This is a genomic window from Paenibacillus sp. IHBB 3054 (assembly GCF_051594305.1).
Classification (GTDB): domain Bacteria; phylum Bacillota; class Bacilli; order Paenibacillales; family Paenibacillaceae; genus Paenibacillus_AQ.
On sequence record NZ_JBOFBG010000001.1, the window covers coordinates 385298 to 410437 of the forward strand.

17 protein-coding genes, 1 pseudogene and 1 riboswitch are annotated in these 25140 nt (G+C 50.7%); of the genes and pseudogenes, 5 read left to right on the plus strand and 13 right to left on the minus strand.

Annotated elements, in window-relative coordinates; all coding sequences use genetic code 11:
* The first annotated feature begins 33 nt into the window (after nucleotides 1–33).
* The gene (locus ACQ76X_RS02000) at nucleotides 34–1401 is read left to right on the plus strand and encodes an MBOAT family O-acyltransferase (RefSeq protein WP_438491150.1); all 1368 of its coding nucleotides are present in this window, start codon (nucleotides 34–36) and stop codon (nucleotides 1399–1401) included.
* A gap of 53 nt (nucleotides 1402–1454) precedes the next feature.
* Nucleotides 1455–2930: a copper amine oxidase N-terminal domain-containing protein gene (locus tag ACQ76X_RS02005; RefSeq protein WP_438491152.1), complete on the plus strand. Its 1476-nt coding sequence runs from the start codon at nucleotides 1455–1457 to the stop codon at nucleotides 2928–2930.
* A gap of 109 nt (nucleotides 2931–3039) precedes the next feature.
* Here the strand turns inward: ACQ76X_RS02005 and ACQ76X_RS02010 are convergent, their stop codons facing one another.
* Nucleotides 3040–6540 (minus strand): collagen binding domain-containing protein, encoded by a 3501-nt coding sequence (locus ACQ76X_RS02010; protein ID WP_438491154.1) that lies wholly within the window; start codon nucleotides 6538–6540, stop codon nucleotides 3040–3042.
* A gap of 360 nt (nucleotides 6541–6900) precedes the next feature.
* On the opposite strand from ACQ76X_RS02010, the gene ACQ76X_RS02015 reads away from it, so the two are divergent.
* Both ACQ76X_RS02015 and ACQ76X_RS02020 read left to right on the plus strand, forming a co-directional pair.
* Nucleotides 6901–7656: a YwaF family protein gene (locus tag ACQ76X_RS02015; protein WP_438491156.1), complete on the plus strand. Its 756-nt coding sequence runs from the start codon at nucleotides 6901–6903 to the stop codon at nucleotides 7654–7656.
* A 333-nt stretch (nucleotides 7657–7989) separates the two neighbouring features.
* Nucleotides 7990–9549, plus strand: a complete 1560-nt coding sequence (locus ACQ76X_RS02020) for an IS1182 family transposase (RefSeq protein ID WP_438491158.1) — start codon at nucleotides 7990–7992, stop codon at nucleotides 9547–9549.
* Between the two features lie 230 nt (nucleotides 9550–9779).
* On the opposite strand, the gene ACQ76X_RS02025 is transcribed toward ACQ76X_RS02020, so the two are convergent.
* The 7 genes and pseudogenes from ACQ76X_RS02025 to ACQ76X_RS02055 all read right to left on the minus strand — a co-directional run bounded on the left by ACQ76X_RS02025 (nucleotide 9780) and on the right by ACQ76X_RS02055 (nucleotide 18017).
* Nucleotides 9780–10211 (minus strand): peptidylprolyl isomerase, encoded by a 432-nt coding sequence (locus ACQ76X_RS02025; protein ID WP_038594618.1) that lies wholly within the window; start codon nucleotides 10209–10211, stop codon nucleotides 9780–9782.
* A 141-nt stretch (nucleotides 10212–10352) separates the two neighbouring features.
* The gene (gene lysA / locus ACQ76X_RS02030) at nucleotides 10353–11687 is read right to left on the minus strand and encodes a diaminopimelate decarboxylase (RefSeq protein ID WP_438491160.1); all 1335 of its coding nucleotides are present in this window, start codon (nucleotides 11685–11687) and stop codon (nucleotides 10353–10355) included.
* 193 nt (nucleotides 11688–11880) lie between these two features.
* On the minus strand, nucleotides 11881–13695 hold the full coding sequence (locus tag ACQ76X_RS02035; RefSeq protein ID WP_438491593.1) for a spore germination protein: 1815 nt from the start codon (nucleotides 13693–13695) through the stop codon (nucleotides 11881–11883).
* A 1265-nt stretch (nucleotides 13696–14960) separates the two neighbouring features.
* Nucleotides 14961–15386, minus strand: coding sequence for a stage V sporulation protein AB (locus tag ACQ76X_RS02040; RefSeq protein ID WP_038594622.1), 426 nt, complete (start codon nucleotides 15384–15386; stop codon nucleotides 14961–14963).
* Complete coding sequence (locus ACQ76X_RS02045) at nucleotides 15383–16045, minus strand: stage V sporulation protein AA (protein WP_438491162.1); 663 nt, start codon at nucleotides 16043–16045, stop codon at nucleotides 15383–15385. The genes ACQ76X_RS02040 and ACQ76X_RS02045 overlap by 4 nt, the downstream gene beginning before the upstream one ends.
* A gap of 638 nt (nucleotides 16046–16683) precedes the next feature.
* Nucleotides 16684–16794 (minus strand): annotated as a pseudogene (locus tag ACQ76X_RS02050) (carbohydrate ABC transporter permease); the annotation flags it as partial.
* Nucleotides 16795–17063: 269 nt separating this feature from the next.
* Complete coding sequence (locus tag ACQ76X_RS02055; RefSeq protein ID WP_438491164.1) at nucleotides 17064–18017, minus strand: DMT family transporter; 954 nt, start codon at nucleotides 18015–18017, stop codon at nucleotides 17064–17066.
* 129 nt (nucleotides 18018–18146) lie between these two features.
* Nucleotides 18147–18296, minus strand: a riboswitch (FMN riboswitch).
* A gap of 206 nt (nucleotides 18297–18502) precedes the next feature.
* Between ACQ76X_RS02055 and ACQ76X_RS02060 the strand changes: the two genes are divergently transcribed.
* Nucleotides 18503–19675, plus strand: coding sequence for a substrate-binding domain-containing protein (locus ACQ76X_RS02060; RefSeq protein ID WP_438491166.1), 1173 nt, complete (start codon nucleotides 18503–18505; stop codon nucleotides 19673–19675).
* A 126-nt stretch (nucleotides 19676–19801) separates the two neighbouring features.
* Here the strand turns inward: ACQ76X_RS02060 and ACQ76X_RS02065 are convergent, their stop codons facing one another.
* The 5 genes from ACQ76X_RS02065 to ACQ76X_RS02085 all read right to left on the minus strand — a co-directional run bounded on the left by ACQ76X_RS02065 (nucleotide 19802) and on the right by ACQ76X_RS02085 (nucleotide 24955).
* Complete coding sequence (locus ACQ76X_RS02065; RefSeq protein ID WP_438491168.1) at nucleotides 19802–21313, minus strand: carboxylesterase/lipase family protein; 1512 nt, start codon at nucleotides 21311–21313, stop codon at nucleotides 19802–19804.
* 20 nt (nucleotides 21314–21333) lie between these two features.
* The gene (locus ACQ76X_RS02070; RefSeq protein ID WP_438491170.1) at nucleotides 21334–22488 is read right to left on the minus strand and encodes an AI-2E family transporter; all 1155 of its coding nucleotides are present in this window, start codon (nucleotides 22486–22488) and stop codon (nucleotides 21334–21336) included.
* Nucleotides 22489–22659: 171 nt separating this feature from the next.
* On the minus strand, nucleotides 22660–23358 hold the full coding sequence (locus tag ACQ76X_RS02075) for a 5'-methylthioadenosine/adenosylhomocysteine nucleosidase (protein ID WP_438491172.1): 699 nt from the start codon (nucleotides 23356–23358) through the stop codon (nucleotides 22660–22662).
* Nucleotides 23359–23373: 15 nt separating this feature from the next.
* The gene (locus ACQ76X_RS02080; protein WP_438491174.1) at nucleotides 23374–24105 is read right to left on the minus strand and encodes an SDR family NAD(P)-dependent oxidoreductase; all 732 of its coding nucleotides are present in this window, start codon (nucleotides 24103–24105) and stop codon (nucleotides 23374–23376) included.
* 40 nt (nucleotides 24106–24145) lie between these two features.
* Nucleotides 24146–24955 carry a GNAT family N-acetyltransferase gene (locus tag ACQ76X_RS02085; protein ID WP_438491176.1) on the minus strand — a complete coding sequence of 270 codons (810 nt, stop codon included), beginning with the start codon at nucleotides 24953–24955 and terminating at the stop codon, nucleotides 24146–24148.
* Nucleotides 24956–25140: the final 185 nt, after the last annotated feature.

Here is a 25140-nt window from a genome sequence, read left to right on the forward strand (position 1 = left end):
TTATACCAAATCTGTTGTAAACGAGGGGTCAAAATGTTATTTAATTCGTACATCTTTATGTTCGGCTTCCTGCCTGTTGTGCTGGCCGGCTACTTTGCACTAAACCGCTTCCGCCTGTTTAAGTACGCCAAGTTGTGGCTTGCGCTGTCCTCTCTGGTCTTCTATGGCTGGTGGAATATCCGCTACATCCCGCTGATCCTCTTATCCATTCTGTTCAACTACACGCTTGGCCGGTATTTACACAGCGGAAAATTCCGCCCCCGCACACTGCTTATCTTTGGCTTAAGCGCCAATCTCCTGCTACTGGGCTACTACAAATATGCCGATTTTTTCATCACGAACTGGAATGGGCTGACGGGTTGGCATGCGGCTCCCCTTCACCTGCTGCTGCCGCTTGGGATCAGCTTTTTCACCTTTACCCAAATTGCCTATCTCGTCGACGCCTACCGGCATCAGGCAAGTGAATACGGTCTCGTCAATTACATACTATTCGTTACCTTCTTCCCCCATCTGATTGCCGGTCCGATCCTTCACCACAAGGAAATGATGCCTCAGTTCGACAGACTGCGGGGCAAGCTCTGGAACTGGAACAATGTCCTGAAGGGTACCCTGCTGTTCAGCATTGGCCTCGGCAAAAAAGTGATCATTGCGGATACCCTGGCCGGCTTTGCCAATAGCGGCTTTGCCTCCGCTGCTCATTTTGTGGACTCCTGGGTGGCTGTGCTGTCCTATACCCTCCAGCTTTACTTTGATTTCAGCGGGTACACGGATATGGCGATCGGCATTGCCCTGCTCTTCAATATTGTACTGCCGCAAAATTTCAATGCTCCATATCGCGCCCTGAGTATCCGTGACTTCTGGAGACGCTGGCATATGACGCTCAGCCGCTTCCTTCGGGACTATATCTATATTCCGCTTGGGGGCAACCGCAAGGGCTTCTGGATCTCCATCCGCAATGTGATCATTACCTTTCTGCTTGGCGGCTTATGGCATGGGGCAGGCTGGATGTTCATTCTCTGGGGTCTGCTGCACGGAGTCGGGCAAGCGGTAGAAAAACTGTGGGCACGCCGGGGTACGCCATTGCCCAAGGGTATCGCATGGGTACTCACCTTTGCCTTTATTAATGTAACCTGGGTATTCTTCCGCGCGGAGAATCTTACGATAGCCCTTAGATTATTAAAAGGAATGAGCGGAATAAATGGTTTGGGAATTTCTGCAGTCAGCGGCTTAATGCGGTGGGCTATCGTCCTAATTGTTATCCTGCTCGGCGTGATCCTGCTGCGGCGCAAGACAGAAATTCAGGTGAGAAGCTGGAAGACGGTTATGGCCATGGCTCTGATCTTCGTCATTTCCTTGTTCTTCTTCAACCGTATCACTCCGTTCCTGTATTTTAACTTCTAATCCAGTAAACGATCCCGTCAAACTCACTCACACTATTTGCTTAGGAGGTTCGAATGATGCCAGTACCCCATATTCAAATCGTCAAACCCACAGCACAGCCACGCGGATTGCATGCCCGATCCAAAAAAATGATGGCTTTATTCCTGCTGTTTCTGTTCTCGTTCGCAGCTCTCGCCGCTCTTCTTACCATATTCCTGGATCCGCTGCAGTTCTATCATAAATCCTCATGGTATACCCCGGTTTTCTCACAGGAGGAACGTTACCAGAATCCCGGGCTGGCCAAAAACTATGATTACGATAATATTATTATCGGGACTTCCATGACCGAGAACTTTCTTCCTTCCCAGGTAGACAAAAGCTTAGGCGGAACCACTATGAAGCTGTCGATGGAGGGATCGACTGTGGATGAGCACTATAAGATCGCCAAGCTTGCTCTGGAAACCGGTAAAGTGAAGCAGGTCCTCTGGGGGCTGGATTATTTCTCCCTGAAGCTGGAAACCACAAAGGCGGCAAAAGAATTTCCTGATTATCTGTACGACGACAAGCTATGGACCGATTACAAGTATTGGTTCAATTCCTCGGTGTATACGCAGTTCTTCTGGAGAAGCCTCAAAAGTACGATCACCGGTGAGCCCGTCAAAACTCTGGAATATCTGAACAATTGGAACCGTGTAGTTAAGTTCGGCCAACAATATGTAACCAAAGCCTACCTGAAAGCCAGTGACAACGAGTTATACTTCGGGCTTAACGAGGAAAACACCGATCAGCTGAAGGCACATTTCAATACCTATATTTTGCCGCTGCTGAAGGAATACCCTGACGTGAAGTTCTACTTCTATTATCCGCCCTACTGCGTGATGCGGCAGGTTGCCTGGTATTCGGATAATCCCATCCGTTTTGGCAATCAACTGGTGATGCGCAAATGGATGTATGAGCAATTCCGGCAGTTCGGGAATGTGTCGCTATATGATTTTCAGGCGGAATCGAAGTGGACATTCAACCTTGATCTCTACAAGGATCTTAGCCATCACAGCGAAGAAGTTAACAGCTGGATTGCAGAGGCCATCGGAGAGAAGAATCCGGATTATCTTGTAACGGCTGATAACATCGACGAGTTCAACAATAGGCTGCAGTCCCAGGCGGAAAGTGCCGTTACCGACCTCAGCGGGAACCTCTATCAGAGCAGCGTTCAGTTCGGTGGAGTGCAGCTGGGATATACCACCCGGCTGATCCAGGGGGACAAGGAGCTGTGGCTGACTGCCAAAGACCTGGGGCCTGCCCTGGGGGCTAAAGTGGAATGGGATGGAGCCAGCAAAACAGTAACGCTAACGTCCGGCGGGCACAGTGTTGCAATGACTGTCGGCAGCAGTGAAGCGCTTGTGGACGGCACTAGCACAGTCCTGGAAGCCGCTCCGCTGCTCGTCGGAGGCAAAGCCATGATTCCGCTCGCCTTTACCGCCGAACAATTGGGGTGGGACGTCACCACCGATAAAAAGGGGAACTGGATCCGCTACAGCCTTACTCCATAACTATAGTGGATTGTATAATTCCAATAAACAAAGAGCACACGGCAGATGATCGCCGTGTGCTCTTTGTGCCGCTATGGCAGAAAAAATGAATTTTCAGCTGCCTCTGGTGCTATTCCTGCTTTCTGCGTCTGAATACCCGGCTCAGAATGAACCCTGCAAGAATCAATCCCAATCCTGCCAAATAGATTGGCAATGGACTGTTCTCACCCGTCTGTGGCAGTTGGCCGCCCGAGCCGGTCACTGTACCCGCCGGAATTTCATCATCCTCAACTTCCACTTCGCCAAGCGGGATGTCATCATCAGTCGTTGTCACTTGTCCCGGAGTCGGTGAAGGTGTAGCTGACGGAGCAGGTGTAACCTGTGCCGTCGCCCCCGGTCCCGCAGGAATCTGTGGTTCTTCAATAACGACAACAGGAGTTGGACTGCCGCCAGGTGCTACTGTCGGTGTCGGTACTGGTGTCGGTACTGGTGTCGGTGGTACTGGTGTTGGACTGCCACCAGGACCTACTGTCGGTACTGGTGTTGGTTCTGTCGTCGGGCCAGTGGTTGGTTCTGTCGTTGGACCTGTTGTTGGTTCTGTTGTTGGACCTGTCGTTGGTACTGTTGTTGGTACTGTTGTTGGCACTGTTGTCGGCGTCGGCGTTGGTACCGGCACCTCCTCTGTATTGTATACAGTCAGCCCCACGCTCACCGACGAACCGATTGTGACCGGATACTCTTTGGAATCCAGCACATATCCTTTCGGAGCCGCCGTCTCAATCAATACATAGCTGCCCAGCCAAATATTGTTGAATGCCGCTTTGCCTGCAGTGTCGGTAGTCAGGGTATTGATCAGCACTCGTTCTGTTCCGTTCAGCCGGTAAAGCTCAAAAGTTGCCCCTTCCAGCGGTTTCTCCTTGTTTACGGCATCCAGCTTGTTGACGATCAATGCTCCTCTGACACCACTTCCTGTGCCCGAACCGCTGGATACTCCCACGATGACCTCTTTGGATGTATCCTTCTCGACCGATACAACATTGTTGCCGTTGAATTTTATGGTATTAAGCAGCTTATCGCCTGTATTCGCTACGATCAGCGACTTGTATTCCAGCACATAAGCTGTCTTGATATCCTTTAAGAAGCTGAGTTCAAAGCTCTGCTTTCCACTGGCATCCTGGTTAATGTTAAGTGAATAATCAACATCCTTCACCAGTTCAGGTCCGCCTTTGGTCACTTCTCCGTTTACAGATACAACGGTTGGATATAAATGGAAGGAATCCTGGAGCAGTATTTGATTAGAGCTTGGTTCGTCAATGATTTTTGCATTCTTCACGAACGACTGTGTCCGGTTGATCGCGATGTTCCAATCTACTTTATCGCCGCTTTGCAGTCCATCTTTGTAGATATATTCACCACCGTGCGGGATCTTCAGGGAAGCAGTCAAGTCTTTCGATACCTGCTTAGTTCCATCCAGAAGTTTAGCCGTATTGACTACAGTAGCGTCGATAAGCTGGCCTTCAAGAGTTGTCTTGAATTCGATGATATACGGCTCAACGATGTTGCCGGCAAATTCTACTTTCAGCTCATTGCTGCTGCTGACAGCGTAAGTATACGCCGATGTGCTAAGTTCTGAACCTTTTGTAAAGTCACCCTTTGTGTCGATGTTCATGCTGTAAACCTTAAGCAAACCTGGAACTAACGTTTGGCCCGCAGTCAGCACATCGGTTACCACAGGATCAGTAATCGCCTTGCCGTTGTAGTTCGCACCCACAGTCCAGGTAATTTCTTTGGCAGCTGCATTGTAAACACCCGACTTGAACCCGTTGCTCTTAACCTCGGGACGCGGAATGAACTTTCCAAACGCTACAGTTGACTGGATATTTTCAGCACTGTCCATCCAATCAATCTGTGCTTTATTAATAAAATCATCAGTGCTTCCAGTCAGCCAGTCATTGCTGAACAAGGTGGTGTAATTGATGGTATGAAACCCGGATATCGGTGAATGAAACTTCACTGTAAATCCGGCGTTTGGCTGTACAGGTGAATCATAGGTCACCGTGTACTTGGAAGGGCTCACTACCAGCCAGTTTTCATCCCTTACAAGCAGCGAACCGGGAACAAATTTCTGACCGCCATCCGGGAAGCTGTCTTTCACAACAACATGGCTCATCGGGTAATTATCACCGTTAAGCGTAATTTTCCAATCTGTCGTTTTATTCTTGTAGTCTACACCCGATAACGTCTTATAGATGACGGCAGGCCGGACAAGCTGTTTTGCATCATAAGTATACGTGCTGTCCGTAACCGAATTGATAACTGTCGTTTCTTTGATCACGCGGTCTTTGGCCTTGATTTTATATTCAATACGGTGCGGTGCGGATACATCGTTTGTGAACTGCAGCTTAAAGCCTTTTTTACCGGTAGCGGTAATAGGAGAAACAGTAAAGTCCACATTCTCAATCAAGGCAGGGCCTTTTGTGGCTACAGCCGCTGAATCCAGAGTTACCGGATAAACCTTAACCGAACCGGCTACAAGCTCATGCGAAGCATCGAATAAATCGGATAAGACAGCATTGGCCTGCGGGATGTTCTTGCCGTTGTAGTTATATTCTATTGCCCAGGAAATCACCTGATTTCCCCATTCATATCCGGTTGAGAATTTTTTAAGCGTTCCACCGCGCTCAACAGTTACCGTTGCTGAGGAGCTGACCGGATCGCGCCCATCCCCAGTAAACGTCGCTGTATTGGTGAAAATTCTTTTATTCTCCACAGCTATGGGTGTGGTGTATGCAATGCGGTAGGCACTGCTGATTACAGGATCGGTGAAGTGAACGATAAGCTTGCCGTCCAGTATTTCCGCGGAATATTTGCTGCTGTCAAGCAGCGCACCCGGTGACACTGTACCGTCAAGCTGGACTGCCAGCTCGTAAACCGCAAGCGTGGCCGTGCTGTCTAAGGACAACCCTGCCGGAATAGGGTCGGTCACCGTAGCGTTGGCTACATGCTCCAGCTTCTTGTTCACATCAACCGTCCACTGAATGCTGGTGGCATTGTAGCCGCTGGAGCTGCCGTGCTTGTCGATGGTCGAGCCGATCTCAGGCTTGAAGTGCACGATAACCTTCTGCGTCCCGCCATTCACAGGGAAGAGGATTTCCTCTACCCCACTGCCGGGAATTTCCTGTTTGTCAAACTTCGTATTGACCCGGAGTGTTCCCTGCACATTGTCATGACTCTCAATATAGCTGTTAAAGGTCATCACTACCTGATGCGTGGACTTTCTGACCGTGAAGCTGCCAACTTCCCCGTCATCGGAGACCAATGCGCCGCCAATGTCATTAAACAGCTGGAACTGCTCAGGAAGCAGGAACGTAAAGGTGTCACCTGCTACGTAACCATGTCCGTTTGGAAGCGACCAGGTGTAATCCAGACTGACCGTGGAATTGACATCATACACACTGTCCGTAACGGTCTGGCCGTCAGGTCCATACACAGCCATGGAGACGCTGGTAATAAGATCTCTTTCAGTCTCAATCCCAGCTGCCGTAGCCTGCGAGGTGAATCCAATACCATAGGCATACTGCACAAAAAGCATAATGATCATAATGGACAAACTCAATTTCTTCTTCAACATTCCGTGGAAGCCCCCGTTTCTGATTTGATTTTGGGATAATTATCCCTCTTGCAGCATATTCCTTCTCTGTCTATTCATGCTTGATTTCAGGAACAGCCTCTAAAACCCGGTCAACAATGATGCAAAATAAAATGGCAGCCGTACCCCTCGTCATGACACTCAAAAACCTCAAGCCAGTTATGTATTCCGGTTTTCCTGCGTCCATCTTATGTGATATTGCAGAAATCTCTTCCTTTTCTGGTCGGCTTGAGCGTTATATACTTATATCACCTAAGTATAGATCTCTAGAATCAGAAAATGTTAAAATTCCGAATATTTATTTTTGTTAAAATAACCCACGGGTCCTAAGGAGAGAATTCTGTGAACTTCGACTCATTTTTCGCACGGCGGCATGAGACTGATTTCAGTATGTTTTCGCCGTCACACTGGGCTGCTCTGGCTGTTGTGGCCTTGGTTTGCCTGGTGCTGTTCTGGTCGCGTTTTGCACTTCGTTCCCGTCCATCACTCCGCCGGTTTGTGAAACTGCTGCTGGTATTCGTCCTGCTTTTATCAGAAGCCGGACTGCATGTATGGTACTTTTCGCAGGGGATCTGGAAGAAGGAGTCCTCGCTGCCGCTGGAGTTATGCGGGATTACATTGCTCTTGTCCGTCATTATGCTGCTTACCCGCAGCCGGAGGCTCTACTCCTTTCTCTACTTTGCCGGCATTGGCGGAGCTTTTATCGCCCTGCTGACGCCTAACCTGGTGTATCCTTATCCCCATTTCCGCTTTCTGCTGTTTTTTACGGCCCATGGCGCGATTATTCTGGCCTCTCTCTATATGACCTGGGTCGAAGGGTATAGGCCAACCTGGCGCTCGCTTTTCTTCACCATGCTCTGCCTGAATTTGGTCGCTGCCTGTGTCTATGCCGCAAATTCATTGCTGGGATCGAATTACATGTTCCTGGCGCATAAACCCGGCACCTTTTCCGTACTGGATTATTTCGGCCCCTACCCTTATTACCTGCTGGTGGAAGAGGGGTTTGCCTTTATGCTTTTTCTGCTGATGTATCTGCTCTTTTTCAGGCTGCCTCAGCGTTCCGCTCTCCGGGATCGCCGCAGAAGCCGGATCCTTTGAAGCGGTGCACCAAGTGGAAGGGGCTGACCCAAAAGCCATGAAATGGCTTTGGGTCAGCCCTTTTTTATACGTAGGAGATACGTAAGCTTTTTGGGTGGACGCTCCGCGAACGGACCGTTGTTCCAATCGCTGTTGTCCCCAGATTTTATTTATTCTCCTTAGCGGTGAAAATCCGGGGACAAAGGCGACCGCTGCCGCTTTTCCACAATCGTTCCGTCCTCTCCGCTGTTTAAGCGGGAAATGGATCTACAATCTTTAAAAAACGCAAAAAAAAGAAACCATCCTTTGGTAAAATGGAGTTACCACACAACCATTTCAAAGGAGAGGTTTCTTTTGTACATTCAATATACCATGGACCAACTTTGCTTGCCAATGGATCTGGAGGAAGATATTCCAGAACATCACCTCGTTCGTATCGTCAACACCGCCGTTAACCGGCTGGACGACGGCATTTTTGACGCGGCCTACCCGGGTGGTGGCCGTGACAGCTACCATCCTAAAATGCTGACCAAAGTCATTATTTACGCCTACACGCAGCGCATCTATTCCTCTCGCCAAATCGCCAAATCCATTCGGGAGAACATCCCCTTCATGTGGCTCGCCGGTCGGCAGCGGCCAGACTTTCGGACGTTGAATCGATTTCGTTCCCAGCGGATGAAGAACGTTCTCGAAACCGTATTTACCGCTGTGCTTCAGTTTCTGGCTGACGAAAAATACGTTTCCCTCGAGCATTACTTTGTGGACGGAACCAAAATCGAGGCGAACGCCAATCGCTACACGTTTGTTTGGGGGAAAGCCGTCAGTAAACACAAAGCCAAACTGCAGGATAAGGTACATGCCCTGTTCGCTGACATTGAAACGGCAGAAGAGCAGGAAGAACAAGAGAATCCAGGTAAAGATCTGGCTGAACTCGGCACAGATTCCGAAGTGAGCAGCGTGAAACTTGAACAGGTGGTGCAAAAGCTCGAAGCTCAGCTGGCCCAAAAACCGAAAGACAAGCCCTTAAAAAAGGCTGTTCGGAAGCTGCGCAAGGATTTGCTTCCCCGACTGCTGAAGTACGAACAATACCAAAAGCTGCTTGGTGACCGGAACAGTTTCAGCAAGACAGATCCAGATGCAACGTTTATGCGGATGAAAGAAGACCACATGCGAAATGGCCAGCTGAAACCGGGATACAATGTGCAAATCGGGACCGAAAACCAATTTATTTTAGCCTACAGTTTACACCAAAGACCGACCGACACCCGCTGTTTAGAGCCGCATATGGAAAAAGCGCAGCAGATCCTCGGAAAACTGCCAAAGACAGTCATTGCGGATGCAGGCTACGGCAGCGAAGAAAACTACGCCTATCTGGAAAAGAAAGAGATTCAGGCGGTGGTGAAGTACGGCAGCTACCACAAGGAAAAGAGCAAGGCCTGGAAAGCGAATGTTGGTAAAATCGAGAACTGGACATACGATGCAGCCGAGGATAACTGGACGTGCCCAGCCGGGAAAATGCTGCATTTCCACAGGGAAAGCAAGGAGACCTTAGAGAGCGGCTATGAAATTCGTAGACGTCATTACCGAAGCAGCTCCTGTGACGGCTGCCCCCTAAAGGAGCGTTGCACGAAAGCGGCAGGAAATCGGGAGGTGGTCGTCAGTCTGGAACGGCTGCGATACCAGAACCAAGCGCGGGAACGGTTGCGGAGTGAAGAGGGCTACGCCTTAGCTGTACGTCGAATGACGGAGCCAGAAAGTGTATTTGGACAACTAAAAAATAACCGGGGCTTCCGGCGTTTTCTGCTTCGCGGGATAGAAAAAGTGACGCTAGAGGTCGATTGGCTTTCGCTTGCCCACAATCTACTGAAGCGAGCAGCCATGGACCAAAAACATAGAGCAGCGCTCCTCCAATAACAGGAGGAGCGCTGCTCTATTGACTTTTATGCTTTTAAAATTGAAGGTGGCCTGTCTCCGCTCATAGAAAATCTACTTTTGAGACAGCCCCTTCAGCGAGAAATAGAAGGATAATATATAGCGTGAAGCCTATAAATTCTTATATTCGCACAAAAGCACCCGGCTGGGATCCCAGCCGGGTGCTTTATGAATAGCAGTAAAGGCGTATGACGCGCCTTAGTTCATTTGAATTAAGCTTCGATAATTTCCACCGAAGTCATTTTGTCGCGGCCCTGGAAAGAATCAACATAGTCCATGCCTTCTACGACTTTACCGAATACAGTGTGTACTCCGTCGAGGTGAGGCTGCGGTGCATAGCAGATGTAGAACTGGCTTCCGCCAGTGTTCTTGCCGGCATGCGCCATAGCCAGCGTTCCGCGCTCATGCTTGTTCGGGTTGATTTCGCAGTTGATCGTATAGCCTGGACCACCGGAGCCAGAACCGTTAGGACAGCCACCTTGTGCTACGAAACCAGGGATAACGCGGTGGAAAACCAGACCGTTGTAGAAACCGTCTTTTGCCAGCTTCTCAAAGTTGGCTACGGTGTTTGGAGCATCTTGATCGAACAAGTCCAGCAGCACTACGCCGCCGTTTTCAAGTGTAATTTTCGCTTGCTTTGCCATATGTAAATGACCCCTTTCGAAATAACAGATGTAGAACACTTTTCTTAGTTTACTATGAAACCACGCACAAAGCAAAGCAAGCGGGAGTCACTCCCGCTTGCTCCAATTATTCTACACACTAAGCCTTGCGGTGATGAAGACCTACTTCGCAACAGCCTGCTTGGCGATGCGCTCCGGCACAATATCGTTGGCGGTAATGTCCTGATGACTCTCGCGGCGTACCACTAGATCGCTCTGTCCGTTCTGTACAAATACGACGGCCGGACGGCGGATCCGGTTATAGTTGCTGGCCATGGAATAGTTATACGCACCGGTACAGGCTACGGCAAGCAGATCACCGCTCTCCACCTTCGGAAGCTCCACATCCCAGATCAGCATATCACCGCTCTCGCAGCATTTGCCCGCGATTGAGACTGTTTCTTCATTGGATTCCGTGGCACGGTTGGCAAGCAGCGCCTCGTATTTGGATTCATACAGTGCAGGACGCGGATTGTCGGTCATCCCGCCGTCAACGGCGACATATTTGCGGACCCCCGGAATTTCCTTGTTGGTTCCTACCGTGTACAACGTCGTACCTGCATCCCCTACGATGCTGCGGCCCGGCTCTACCCAGATTTGCGGCAGTTTGCCGCCGATTCCTGCGAAATGGGTCTTCACCGCATCTGTAATTGCCGCTACATATTCAGATACCAACAGCGGTGTATCACCATCCACATAGCGGATGCCGAAGCCGCCGCCGAGATTGACGACAGGGAAATCAATGGCAAGCTCTTCCTTCACCTTGCGGGTGAAATCAGCGATCCGCTCCACCGCAAGCTGAAAACCTTCAGTTTCAAAAATTTGCGAGCCGATATGTGAATGCACACCCAGCAGCTGCAAATTGGCCTTGTCTGAAGCCTGGCTTACCGCTTCTTGAGCGGAACCATTGCCGATGTCAAAGCCGAACTTCGAATCGGTCTGGCCTGTAGAAGCATACGCATGATGGGCATGAGCTTCTACCCCTGGCGTAACGCGAAGCAGGATGTTCACCTTCACTTCCTTGCGCGAGGCAATGCTCTGCAGCAGGCTGAGTTCAACCAGATTATCCACTACGAAGCAGCCGATACCGGCATCAATCGCCATCTCAATTTCATCAGGCGTTTTGTTGTTGCCGTGGAAGTGGATACGCTCTGCAGGAAAACCCGCTTGCAGCGCTGTGTACAGTTCCCCGTCCGACACCACGTCAAGCGACAGTCCTTCTTCATCCACCAACCGGCACATCGCCATCACGGAGAAGGCTTTGCTGGCATAGGCCACCTGAAACTCAAGGCCGGAGGCAGTAAACGCATCCATGTACTCGCGGCAGCGGCGCCGGACCAGTTGCTCGTCCATTATATATAGCGGGGTTCCATATTCCGCTTTCAATTCCGTCACATCACATCCGCCGATCTCCAAATGTCCGGCATCATTAATTCGGCTCGTCCCGTGTAAAAACATTACTCAGTCCTCCAATTTCTGTGGAATGTCTTGTTCCACCCTGTCTATTGTATGTTATTAGGCCCCGCAGAGTTCCTGAAAGATAGCTGTTTGAGCAGAAACTCCGCTTTTTAAGGGGCTGTTTAGTGTATTCAGTATAGCAGACAGAGGGAACACCATAGAATGGACTAATTTGCAGTTGATTTGTATTTTCCTACGATTGTTTCTCGTTCTCCTGGACAGGCGGCATTCGTGTATTATCCCTTGTTTTGTTGAAGGATGGCCTTGTTTTGGAGCTGAGCACAGGCTGACGCAGGATGATCTCGCCCATCGCTTTTGCATTAAATGGTATAAACGGCCACAAATAAGATGAATTGTAGGACCGGTGCAGGGTCAGCAGTACGACGATCAGTGTGGTTCCGATCATAAAGCCCTGTACCTGGAACGCAGCAACGGCGACCAGCAGTACAAGCCTGACAATCCGGTTGGCCAGTCCAAGCTCATAACTCGGCGTCGCGAACATCCCGATCGAGGCTACCGCCATATACAGCACCACTTCATTCACGAACAGTCCGGTCTGTACAGCGATGTCTCCTACCAGAATAGCCGCGATCAGACCCATGGCTGAACCGAGTGGTGTCGGGGTGTGCACCGCCGCCATTCTCAGCAGGTCAACCCCAAGCTCGACAATCAGGAACTGGGCCAGGAGCGGGATTTTTGCTGTCTTCTGCGGCCCGATAAAGTCCAACATCTTCGGCAAAAGCTCAGGATGAATGACCATCAGCAACCACAACGGCAGCAGGAACATAGAAGCAAAGATCCCGATGAACCGGACCCAGCGCAGGTAAGTCCCCATAAACGGAGTCTGGCGGTTCTCCTCGGCATGCTGGCAGAGATCAAAAAACGTGGTCGGCAGGACGATGACGCTTGGTGATGTATCTACAAAGATTACCACCCGGCCTTCCAGCAGATGAGAAGCCACGGTATCCGGGCGCTCAGAATAGCGGACCAACGGATAAGGATTCCAGCCTCTGCCGACAATCGCCTCCTCCAGCTGCTTGTCCGCCAGTGGAATTCCGTCGATATCCACACTTTTAATTTTGTCGGTGACAGCCTTCACCTGGGTTTTGTCAACGATGTCGTCAATATACGCTACGCAGACATCCGTCCGCGTCCGGCGGCCGACCTGGTGCATCTCGTATTTCAGCCCGGGGTCACGGATTCGTCTGCGTACCAGTGCGACGTTGCTCAGCAGCGTCTCCGTGAACCCGTCGCGTGAACCGCGAACCACCCGTTCGATAGAGGGCTCATCAGGATTCCGTGAAGGATACGAGCGTGTATCCATAATAATAACCTGGGTTTCGCCTTCAATGAAGAACACACTCATTCCAGACAAAACCTTATTGATACTTTCGCTCAGCAGCTCGCCTTTTTCCACCTGCACGTGGGGAATGTATTCAGTCATGAAGCTGGCCAGCACATCAGTGGAGATATTTTCCGGTGTCAGATAGGTAAGCCGCTTCAGAATCTCGTCAATAATCGTATCCTTGGCAAACCCGCTGATGCATAGCAGCGCCGCTTTGCGGCCGGCAAAGGACATCTCCCTGAACACGATATCAAAAGACGAACCCAGCCCCATGACCTCAGTCAGTGTATTTTTGGTATGCTCCAGAACCGGTGAAATCTTGTCATTTCCCTGCCAGTATGTCACCGATTCCTCAAGCGAATCTGAGCGCTCGTTGTCCCGTTTTAATTGCAGCGGGTCTATTTTTCCCTGGGGTGGAGCATCCTCCTGCTTAGCTTTTTTTTTGTCTTTTTTGGACTTCTGCGGCTGCTGGGTCTGCGCTTGTGACTGCTGCCCGCTCCCGGCCTCCGCCGTAGTTCCGGCTCCAGCCTGACTCCCCGTTCCTGATTCATCGTCTGACTCAGCATCTTCCTCAGTATCCGGCTCTTCACTAAACAGTCTGGCGAAAAACCCCTTCTTGCCGCTCTCCGGCTCCTCTGCACCCAGCTCATCTGATGCTTCCATATTCTGCGGCTGGCTGCCGGTCTCATCCCCAGGATCAGATGTGCCGGGGGACACTGCACTGTCATCCTCTGGTCTTTCCGATTCCGCTTCAGCTGCTGCATTATCGGCTTCGGGTGTGGAGGCTGAGCCTGCTGTTGCATTGCCGGTATTGGCCGTAGGGGCATCGCCGCCAGCCTGCGCCGCCGTCACTTGTCCTCCAGCTCCCTTTGCACTTTCTCCCGCTGCGCTGCTTGCTTCGGTATCTGAACTGCCCTCTACCAAAGGCGTGGCCACTTGTTGCGGGTCGTTCCCCTCCTGATCCGGTGTTCCTGCTCCATCCGAGGCTTGCAAATCATGGTCGCCATACCCGGTTGCTCCGGCGTCCACACCAATGTCCACACTGCTGTTTGTTCCCTTATTGGCACCCGCGCCCGGCGCAGCGGAATTACCATTGCTTTGGATCCCCGTGCCGAACTCTGTTGAAGCTTCAACGTCCTGATTGCCGGCATTGGAGCCGGATGTAACTTCTAACTCTGTATCTTTACTGAATAATGTGCTAAAAAACTCCCTCACACCGCTTCCGGAGTTCTTCGCATCTTGTGGTTGTGCCTCACCAGTATTCGCGTTGCTGCCGCCAGCCGCCTCACCATTATCCTTACTGTCTGCCGCACCACCCCCGGCATTCGAATCCCTTGCTGCTTCCGCACCGCCAGTTTCCGCGTTGTTACCACCAGCCGCGTCTACACTGGCCTTCGTGTCATTTGCTTGCGTGCTGTGAGCTTGTGCGGCTGCCGCTGCACTAACAATCGCTGCACTAATGGTACCTCTTCCGTCTGCGGCTATACTACCGGCTGCGCCTGACTGTGGTGCCTTTTGTTCCCCGGATGCGTTTGTACTTCCTCCCGGTGCCCCCTCCTGTTTCGATATACCCGCTCCGTCCGGAGCTTGCAGACTATGATCTCCAGAGCCGGTTACTCCGGCTTCCGTAGCGCCTGCCGATACAGAACCGGAAGCGGGTACCATTTGTTCCCGGCTTAACAATGCGCCTAACTCGCCCGCAGCCTCGGCTTCTCCGGGCCGGGCGGCAGTCCCCGTATGAGTTTTCCCAAGATTATCCGCTGACTGGATTGTATTGCTCTCAGCTCCGTCTGCCGGAGCCGCTCCAGTTGTCCCGCCACCAACATTGCCAGCCTGCGGCGCAGCCGGGCCAGCTGTCTGATTTTTTGCTTTTTTATCATTTACCTGATCACCGCTGTGAATATACCTTACCACTCCATAACCCCCTTCTACTGTTGATATACAAAGAAGTCGAACAAAGAGCCTGCAACCTTGCCGCATACCATGGCCATCAGCAGCCCAAACAGATAATGCGTCATTTGCAGACGTTTTGCCAAGATCGGCAGCACATTCAAGACCTCTGTCAAAGCAGCGGCCAGCATGCCGACAAATATCCCGTCAAACAGTCCAACTCCCAGTTCGACCACAGGGCCTGAGCTAATCCGCCAGTTCCAGAAATCACTCATAGTGCCAAGCAGAGAACCCCCGATCATCGCCCCTTCATACCAATGAACTTTGTCGTAGGAGGAAGTCAGCTGGGCCAGCCGGGGCACCATATCAAGCACGATAAACAGAGCGATCACCCCTCCGCCTACCGCAATCCCCCCGGCGATTCCGAGCAGCAAATTCAGTCCAAGTGTAATCGGCGCGGTCATGTTCCATCCTCTTTAGGTCCTGATGGATCGTTTCCGCTGCGATTCATTTTGCTATACTCCTCGTGGACTACATAATGGTCGATATTATTCTGATAAAGAAACATTTCCACTTCGAGCGGAGTGGGCTCCTCATTCCATTTTTTCTTAAAGAGGTGGTTAAAAAAAATCACCATGCCAAACCCGATGCCCAGCGAATAGGCAATCTGGAACACATAAGGGTGGTCATCCCGCCGTCCGGTCAGCATCTCCACGATGCGAACATGCACTTCCTGCATGCTGACATCGGCATGAAAATTCATAATCGTCAGCGCCGACCCGAAGAAAAGCAGCAGCCACACCAGCACAAACAGCGCGACCGAAGGTTTGCGTGCTTCGACCGGCCCTTCGATCTGCACAATCGTCCGCCCCTCGCCAATCGGTTGGATGTCAGCACCCGGTAACAATTCGTGAATATGCGGGATAACCGTCAACAGGTCGATCAGAATGAGGTTCCCGTCACTCTGTGCCGGCTTCAGCAGCAGAATTGAATACAGCGGCTCCCTCCACTCCGGCTCGGTGATTAAATAAGCGATATCCCGCAGCGTGACCCCTTTCCCTTTGGGCACCATTACCCGATTCTTAAGCTGTATGTAAATGGCGGGAGCCGAATAAGTGTTCATCCGTACACCTCCTATTGTTGTCGTGAAAAGCAGGATGAGACGCAAGAATAACGGTAGTATGGGAGAAAAGGCTTATTTTTACTCCAGACCAGCAGAATTCAAGTTGAGGCATCGCCTCTTTAGCGCACAGAAACACTTTCCATTGATCTATTTCTGCGGATTAGTATCCAAAAAATGCATAAATCCTGATTGTTCATTGCTATTGGAAAAGCAACGTATCAACTACCAAGTCCTTTACTTTGTTGACTGGCTAGCGTACTGGACAGACGCACAAAAAGGCAGACCGGGCGATTCTCCCGTCTGCCTTATCCTTTGTTTATTGGTGCTGCGTTCATTCTTGTAAATTGAGTGCTGTAAATCGTCGAATCCTCTAAGCTGCTGCACCTGCCGTATGAGTTAGTTCTATTGCAATAAGTACAGCAGTTTCTCTCTATTCGTCTTCAAAATAGCGTTCTGTTGTATTTCCTGCAGCAGATTACCGCATTTTGTCGATAAACAGGCGTCTTTGCAGTAGTCTGCTGTACAAAGTGCAATAGATCGCTGATATAGTGGAAAACTGGACCCATCTGCTGCACATAATACAATTGATTTACCAACTCGGCATATGCGGAGTAAGAGGCTCTAGCTCTTCCTTTAACATACCTTCTGCGGCTCTTAAAGACCGAATTCCCCTTAGACAGCGGATAGGCTGCAAGGAACGTAATGAGCAGCGTAAGCCTTGTACCGATCACCGTATGCTGCACAGAAATCCTGCCGGATTTCAGGTTGGTCTTTCTTAAAGTGTAAACGCTCCACATATAGCCATATAGTTCACTTACGCAACATTTCAGCAGTTTTTGCAGCCAATATGGATGTTTCGTAAACTTGAGGAAGAACAAAATTCTCCGGATGGGCTGAAATGAAAAAAAGGATGTCTCCTACAGCCGTATGGCAGCAGGGGACATCCTCCTCTTCTACTCAAAACCCCAGGGGTTCTCCCCTCAGACCTACTTTATATTACTCAGACAGCCGCCGCACTCTAGTTGAGTGCTTCCTGACGGCTCTGTTGATTAGAGATAAGGAACAGTGCGGTCCAAATCAGCGCAAAACCGATAATTTGCGGCAAGGTTACCAGCAGATCGAAGAAAATCCAGTTGATCAGGATTCCCGTCATCGGGAAGCTGAGCTCTGCCAAGGTGGCAACGGAAGCTTTGGTGGTGTTAAGACCTTTGTAGTACAGCAGCATACTGAGCAGTCCGGGCAGCAGTGCCTGCAGCAGCAGATTGATCGCAATCGCCGTTGAAGCGCCCAGTCCGCCGTGTACCTGCCAGGGAGCACCCTCCATAGCGGTGACGACGAACAAGAGAGGCAATGCCAGAATGAACCGCAGTGAAGTCACCGTTTCATACTTCATTGAACCTAGCAAATAGCGGCCCATTACTGTAGATCCGCCCCACAAGGCAGCGGCTCCGAGCGCCAGCAGACTGCCGACACTGATGAAGCTGTTCACATGTCCGAAGGGTGCGGTCCAGCCAAAGGTCAGCAGATAAGTCCCTGCCAGTGCAATCACTATAAGCGGTCCGAAATTTCGGGGCAGGCGTTCTTTAAGGATGACAGCCGCCAGTCCGATGGCAAAGATCGGCTGCAGCTTCTGCAGCAGAAGCACCGCATTGAGGTCTCCGCTGGACAAGGCTTTGGTGAAGAGAATCGTAGCCACGGCGGAGCCGCCCCAAGATACAACCATTAGCGCTCCGGCCTGACGCAGACGAATTCCTTTCAGTTCAGCGCGATGCCGCCAAAGTACCGGCGCGGCAGCCAGAAAGAGCACAACATGCTCCAGCAGAACGATCTGTGAAGAGGTCATTGATTTGAGCAGGATGATGCGGAACAGCGGATCTACGCCCCATAGCGCCGCTCCCAGCACAACCAGCCAGAACCCGCCGCGCAGCGGCGCCTGGCGCACCTCTGAAGTTGAAGCAGTTACATTACTCATAATTCCATTCTCCTTGTCGATACAAACCCTCGATAAGAGACCAAAAACCCCCGCGCTGCCTTCTGAGGGGCAACTATCGGGGGTCATTATCAATAAAGACCATCAGGAATGAACCTGTCGTCTTTATCTTATGATCCTCTCCCATCCGGACTTTACCGTCGGCTCTGGAATGTCACCAGATCAGTCCTTTCCGCTGCTGACAGCGAGAAGGAGTCGCGGGCTGAGTTCGCTTTGAACATCACCGCCGGTCAGGAATTTCACCTTACCCCGAGAATCTTGTATTCCGTTATTTTTTTCACAATCTCAGGATACTCCCGTTTATGAATTTCGTCCAGTATTTTATGAAAATATACACATTTTTTCATTCATCACCGCATTTCATGCCCTCTAAATGATATTTTTTTGTAATTCCTGCTGAATTCATTAAGTTATAATAGAATTATGTGAATTATCCATATTCTTCATCCATTGAAAGAGAGGCTCTTATGAAAAGACCACTTGGAACAAACTTGCCGTTATCATTTATCGCTGTAGTCGCTATTGCATTTGCCGAAGCTATCGTCTTTCTTTTTATCTCCCTGTTTGGTGGGCTGCAATTTTATGCCCCGCTTTCCGCCGTTGTCGCTTTTGCCCTTGCAGTTTATGCGGTGCTGGCGATCTTTGACTTGTTTAAGCTGCGTATCCGGCGGATCGTGCTCGCATCTTTCGCCGGGGTATGTCTACTGGCGGCAGGCGTTTATGAAATCAATCAGGCTTATGTGAACAGCCTCGCTGAAGTGAATGACCGGGAGATTTCTCTGGAGAAATATAAACCTTTCCAGCCGGAATCCAAGATAGCCATACTGGACCAAACCTCCACTTATAAGATCACAGACGAGCTTCCGCGGCTGGACGGTGCAACCGCACTCTACCCGGTATATTCCGCTTTTGTTCAAGCCGTCTACCCGAAGGATGACTATAGCGTATATGATTTTGACAGCAGTACGGTAGTCTGCACTTCGACCTCCACTGCTTATGACCGTCTGATCGATGGAGATACGGATATTATTTTTGCAGCAGCCCCCTCTCTCTCCCAACAGAAATCAGCCAAAGCAGCCGGCAAAGAGCTAGTTCTTACGCCCATTGGCCGCGAGGCTTTTGTCTTCTTCGTTCATAAGCGGAACAAGGTGGACGGACTGGCCACACAGCAAATCAAGGATATCTATTCCGGCAAGCTGACGAATTGGAAACAGGTAGGCGGCAAACGGGACTCGATCCGGGCATTCCAGCGGGAAGAAAACAGCGGCAGCCAGACCATGCTTGAGAAAATCATGGAGGGCACCCCGCTCATGACAGCTCCGCAAAAAGATGTTATGGATGTGATGAGTGGCATTATCAGCCAGACCGCCAGCTACCGTAATTATAAAAATGCTCTCGGCTTCAGCTTCCTGTTCTACGCCTCGGAGATGAACAGCAATAACGAGATCAAGCTGCTGGCCGTCGACGGAGTTGAACCCGGCAGGGAAAGCATTCGCAGCGGAGCCTATCCTTTTGCCTCCGAATTTTATGCCGTGACCGCCGGGAGCTCCAATCCGCATATCCAGCCTTTGCTGGATTGGATAGTTTCTCCCGAGGGTCAGGAACTGGTGGCAAAAACCGGCTATAACCCGGTAAAATAAGTTCCCGGACTATCCTACCGCAAACGCAGATACACCAAAAAGCAGCAGGGACCCGGGCATGCGGGTCCCTGCTGCTTCTCTATGATGCCGATCTTCTTTTTTGTACACAAGCAATTTCGCTCTGTACTATTCTGACAACGTCCCGGTAGATGAAGCTTGAGGCGGGTTCTCTTGTGCTGACAGCAGCCGTGTCCGCTTCTTCCGATCCGGATCAGCCACGATGCGGATGTCCTGCTCAAAGATCAGGGTAGCGCGGTCATCCAGTGTATACTGCGGCCAAGATAGGCCTGGCACCGACGGATCGCCACGGTGGGCAAAGGCTGTCCAGGCGTTCAACATCGCATCCGACAATCTCTCCATGGCAGGAGTAACCTCTACTCCATAATGCGCCATATGCGATAAATTATTAAATACATAGCAGATTTCCGCACTGTGCACAGCCTTCTCGAGCAGCGGATGGCCGGGTATGGTCCAGTCGAACCGGTACATCCACACCGGGGCATAGCGATGCTGCCGTTCAGCGATAGAAATGGAGCTGTCCCAGAAATAGAGGTCCGTCAGAAAATCAGCCTGTCCCTCCACGGTCTTGGGATAATGGAGCGCGAGTTCAGCCAGATTCTCTACTCCCATCATCATTTCCAGAGCTTGAAGGGACTGGTCAAAGTTCTCTGCCGAACCACTTCCCCGGAAGAACAGGTTGCCCTCATGAAGATTCGTCCCGATCACAAGCGGTATACCGCTTGCTACACCCTCTGCAATAGCCTGCGCCGGATCTGCCGGCAATGTATCCGGCTCAATAACGGGCTGGAACAGCATGCTCATCGCATTGCCGGACAGCTTGTAAACCATCGCCCCTGCTGCCTTCAATATTTGCTCTGCCGGAAGCGTGTCCAGCAGTGTGGTATCGCCGCCTGGACGAATCCCGAGCTCAGCCAGAAAAGCTGCGCCAATCTCTTCACCTTGCTGCGCCTTCAGAGTCTGTGCAGCCCCGCTCTGCATAATAGCTCCGGCAAACAAGCCTTCTGCCGCAGGCATCGCCAGCAGCGCGGCAATACTCATGCTGCCCGCAGACTCGCCGAAGAGGGTAACCCTTTTCGGGTCGCCGCCAAACGCGGCAATATTGCCCTGCACCCATTGTAGTGCGGCAATCTGGTCCAGCAGACCGGCATTGGAGGCCAAGCCGCCGCCAAACGGCGACAAATGCATGAAACCGAACGGTCCCAGCCGATAATTGACGGTAACCACAATGACTTTACCTTTACTGGCCATATGGGTACCTTCGAACATCGGCTGGCTGCCGGCTCCGGTTACAAAAGTGCCCCCATGAATCCATACCATGACCGGCAGAGCTTCACCTTCAGCCGCTGGTGACCAGATGTTCAAGTACAGGCAATCTTCGGAATATTCCGGAGTTGCACCTCCGAATCGGGTGCTGCCGGTACTGACAGGCTGATGGCTAACCGGGCTGAATTCCCTGGCTTCTCTAACGGAACTCCATGGCTCCGGCGGCTGTGGCGCGCGAAATCGCAGCTCACCCACAGGCGGGGCGGCAAAAGGAATTCCGCGCCAGATGTTCACACCGTCACTTTGTGTTCCTTGCAGCTTCCCATATAATGTATCTGCCACGGGTCCTGTCATAAAACAATCATCCTTTCGCGTTATTCCTTTTTTTCTTCGATCACTTGATATAACCCGGAGCGGAAACGGAACCACTGGAAGACATGGGTAACGACCACCTTCAGCACGGCATATCCCGGTACAGCCAGGATAATGCCAAGCACGCCGAACATTTTACCGGCAAAAATAATGACGAAAATTATAGTAATCGGATGAATCTTCAGCGACTTGCCCATGATCTGCGGCGAAATAAATTTACCTTCAATCAGCTGGACCGCAGTCCAGACGAAGATCATTTTCAGCAGCATGAACGGAGAAGTCACCATCGCAACGATCAAGGCTGGAGTAATGGCAATGGCCGGACCCAAATAGGGAACTACCGCCGTACAGGCTGCAACGATCGCCAGCACCAGGGAATACTCCAGCCCGATAATCAAATACCCGATATAAAGCAGCGCACCGATGCAGCAGCTTACGATAATTTGTCCGCGGATATAGGAAGCCACCTGGCTGTTCATCTCGGACATTACTTCCCGAGTCTGCGGCTGCAAGCCTGTAGGGATGAACCTCATCAGGTAATCAGGCAGCTTTTTGCCGTCACGGAGCAGGTAGAACAGGATAAATGGGGTGGTTACCACAGCCAGAACAATTTCGGTCAATGCCCCAACGAAGCTGCCAACGCCATTCACTGCGTTATTCAGAAAGGAGGTGGCCCATGTTGTCACCTTGCTGGTGATATTAGTGAAGTCCATGCCAATATTCTCCTGAATGCGCTCGAACTGCTCACTGCCGGTCAGATTAACGAATTCCTGCTGAATCTGCTCACTGTATTTAGGGAAATTATCAATCAGTCCAAGCAGCTGGGTGCGGATTATCGGAATGACTGTCAGTAGAATTAGTGTAATAATCCCGGCGATCAACAGATACAGAATCACAATCCCATAGGCACGCTTCACTTTGCTTCTTCTCTCCAGCCGGTCTACCAGCGGATTCAGCAAGTAGTAGGCGATTCCGGAGAGCAGCAGCGGAGCCGCCACTGTGTGCAGCAGGACCGATATCGGCTTGAAGATAAACGGAACCTTGGAGAACACCAGAATCGTAACCCCGATAAGTAAAATAATCAGTAAAGAAACCACAAATTTGTTATTTAAAAAAAACTTTTTAAACCTCTCAGGCCATACCTGCACCCTTTCCATTACTGCTTTCCCCCTAATACAAAGACTTATCTGTAAGTGTGATAAATTGCACTTGCTATTAGCATAGTCAACGCAGGGGTTGCAAGTCAAATTTTCAGCACGAGCGCCCCTCTATGAAATTCTGCACCTTTTACGCTGCGTTTTTGAAAGTTCCAGATCCAGATGTCATCCTCAAATCAAAGGTTTATGTAAACTTACCAGCAGCTTTTCCACTAGGCACAATGCATTCAGGGAGACCGATTCCACATGGGTTTCAAAGCTTTCAACACTTTCTTCGTCCGCATGGTCCGATATCGAACGGATAACAACAAAAGGAATATGATTGACATAGCAGGTCTGCGCAATGCTTGCGCTCTCCATGTCCACACACATCGCCCCAAAGGAATCCAGCCGTTTGCGCTTTTCACTGCTGGCGATGAACTCTTCCCCGGAGATCATTTTTCCGGCGTAGATATTTCCATGATCTTGATCCTCTCCGGCAATACGGATACATTCATTAACCATCGCTGTATCGGCCTCTATGAAAATGCTCTTCATCCATGGATGGTACTCCGTCAGGATCTCCTGCGGAAGATCATGATGGGCTACCTCGGTAGAGATGACCACATCCCCGTGCTTCAGGCTGTCCCCCAATGCTCCGGCTGCACCAGTCAAAATAATATGTGTGACTTCAAGTATGTCAATCAGCACCTGCGTCGCAATGCAGGCGTTGACTTTACCCACCCCGCAGATTACCAGAACTACTTGAGCCTCTCCGTAGAATCCGGAATAGAATTTCAGGGATGCTTTTTCATAAACCGAATCTATAAAACATTTCTTAATCAGATGTTCAATTTCTTCATCCGATGGTCCTATTACACCTGTGATCACAAAAACAACCTCCCGTCAGCGCAAATAACAGCCATTGTTAATATCAAACGTTGCACCGGTATAAGCCCTTGACTTCCTGCTCAACAAAAAAACAACACTTTCGGCAATCTCTTCTGCCAGCAGCGGCTCCTTAGTCAATTGATGCTCCAGATATTCCTTCTGTCTCCAATCGGGAATATGGCTCATCATCGGTGTATTCGTCATTGTCGGCGCAACCGCGTTTACGCGGATATAGGGGGCGAAGTTCATCGCGCAGCTCTTCGTCAAACCCAGAATAGCCGCTTTCGACAAGCCGTAAACGGCATCCGAGCTTCCCTCCTGTCCGGATACGGACGACATGTTGACGATTGCGCCTTGGCGACGGCTTCCTAGCAGCAGCCTGCCGAACATCTGAGAGAAATAGACATAACCTTTCACGTTGATATCCAGCACCCGATCTATTTCATCAGGGGCATACTCAAGGATACTTTTGCCCAAATAGATGCCTGCATTGTTGACCAAACCATTGATATCCGCATGATGCTGCTCTATATAGGCAAAGAATTGTTTCACCTCGCGGTGATAACTGGCATCCAGCCGATAGACGGACAACTTGCCGGAAGCCATTTCCGATTCCAACTGCTCCAGCGCCGGGCCGTTGATATCGCAGGCTATGACGCCCGCACCCTCCCGCAGACCAAGCCGGACAATTTCCTTGCCAATCCCGGAAGCGGCTCCGGTTACTATAATTTTCATGGCATTCAGCATATGATCTGTCTCCTTGTTTCACAGCGGCTTTACAGCTGCTTCAGTCGAATTTAATATCTGCAATTTGCCCTGCTTCCACAAATCCTACAGTTTGGTAGACCTTGTTGGAATCCGGGTTTTTGTCGTCCGCGTACAGCACCGGAGTTAAGCCTTCGGCGAGCAATATTTGGCATAGTTCAGCCACGGCTGCGCTGGCATACCCTTGTTTACGGTGAGTGCGCGGCGTATAGACATCGTTAATCCGGACATGTCTCGCTGAGCGGTGTGCGATGGCCGCCATAGATACGGGCACGCCATCCACAACCCACAAATACAGGTTGCCGGCACGAACCGCTTCATCCGCATAGGAAAGGAAATTCTCCTGCTGCTCAGAAGTGCCGAAGGCATCCTCAACGAATCTGGCTGTAAACTCCGCAATCACCGGAATATGGGCCTCACCGGCCTGCAACAGCGACCCACTGACATGACCGGGTTTCCGCACCTCGGGGCAATGGTAGGCTTTTAGCATCATGTTGGTATGATGAAGTTTCCCCTTGGCCGCGCAAAAAGCTTCCGCGAATGCCTTGGCCGTCTCCGGCTCTGCGCTGATTCCGGGGATTCCGCTATCCTTCACCCGTTCCGCCAGCTGCCGCACCAAATCGTCCCGCTGCTGTACTTCAAGCTCCTTCGAAACCCATAACCAGGCATTGTGACCTGTCGATTGGGTGAAGATCAGTTGATCATCAATGCTTTTGAGCTTGATCGCATCCTCATACTCCGCAATGCGGTGAATCAGGTTATGTAGAACCTCCTCTTGCTTAAACCCACTGCTATGCAGCACTCTATCATCCGGCTCAAAACTCTCAAACATCTCTTAACCCCCTAATTTTTCCTTTCTTTCAATCATAATGCGCCTGCCGGAAAAAATAAACAGCCCGTCTCCGGAATTTCCGGTTCGGGCTGTTGATTAAACTTCCAGGTTTCGCCAATTGACGTACTTCATTGGGCATTGCGAAGGTAACGGGATTCATACCCGTTACTTTCACCAGAATCCCG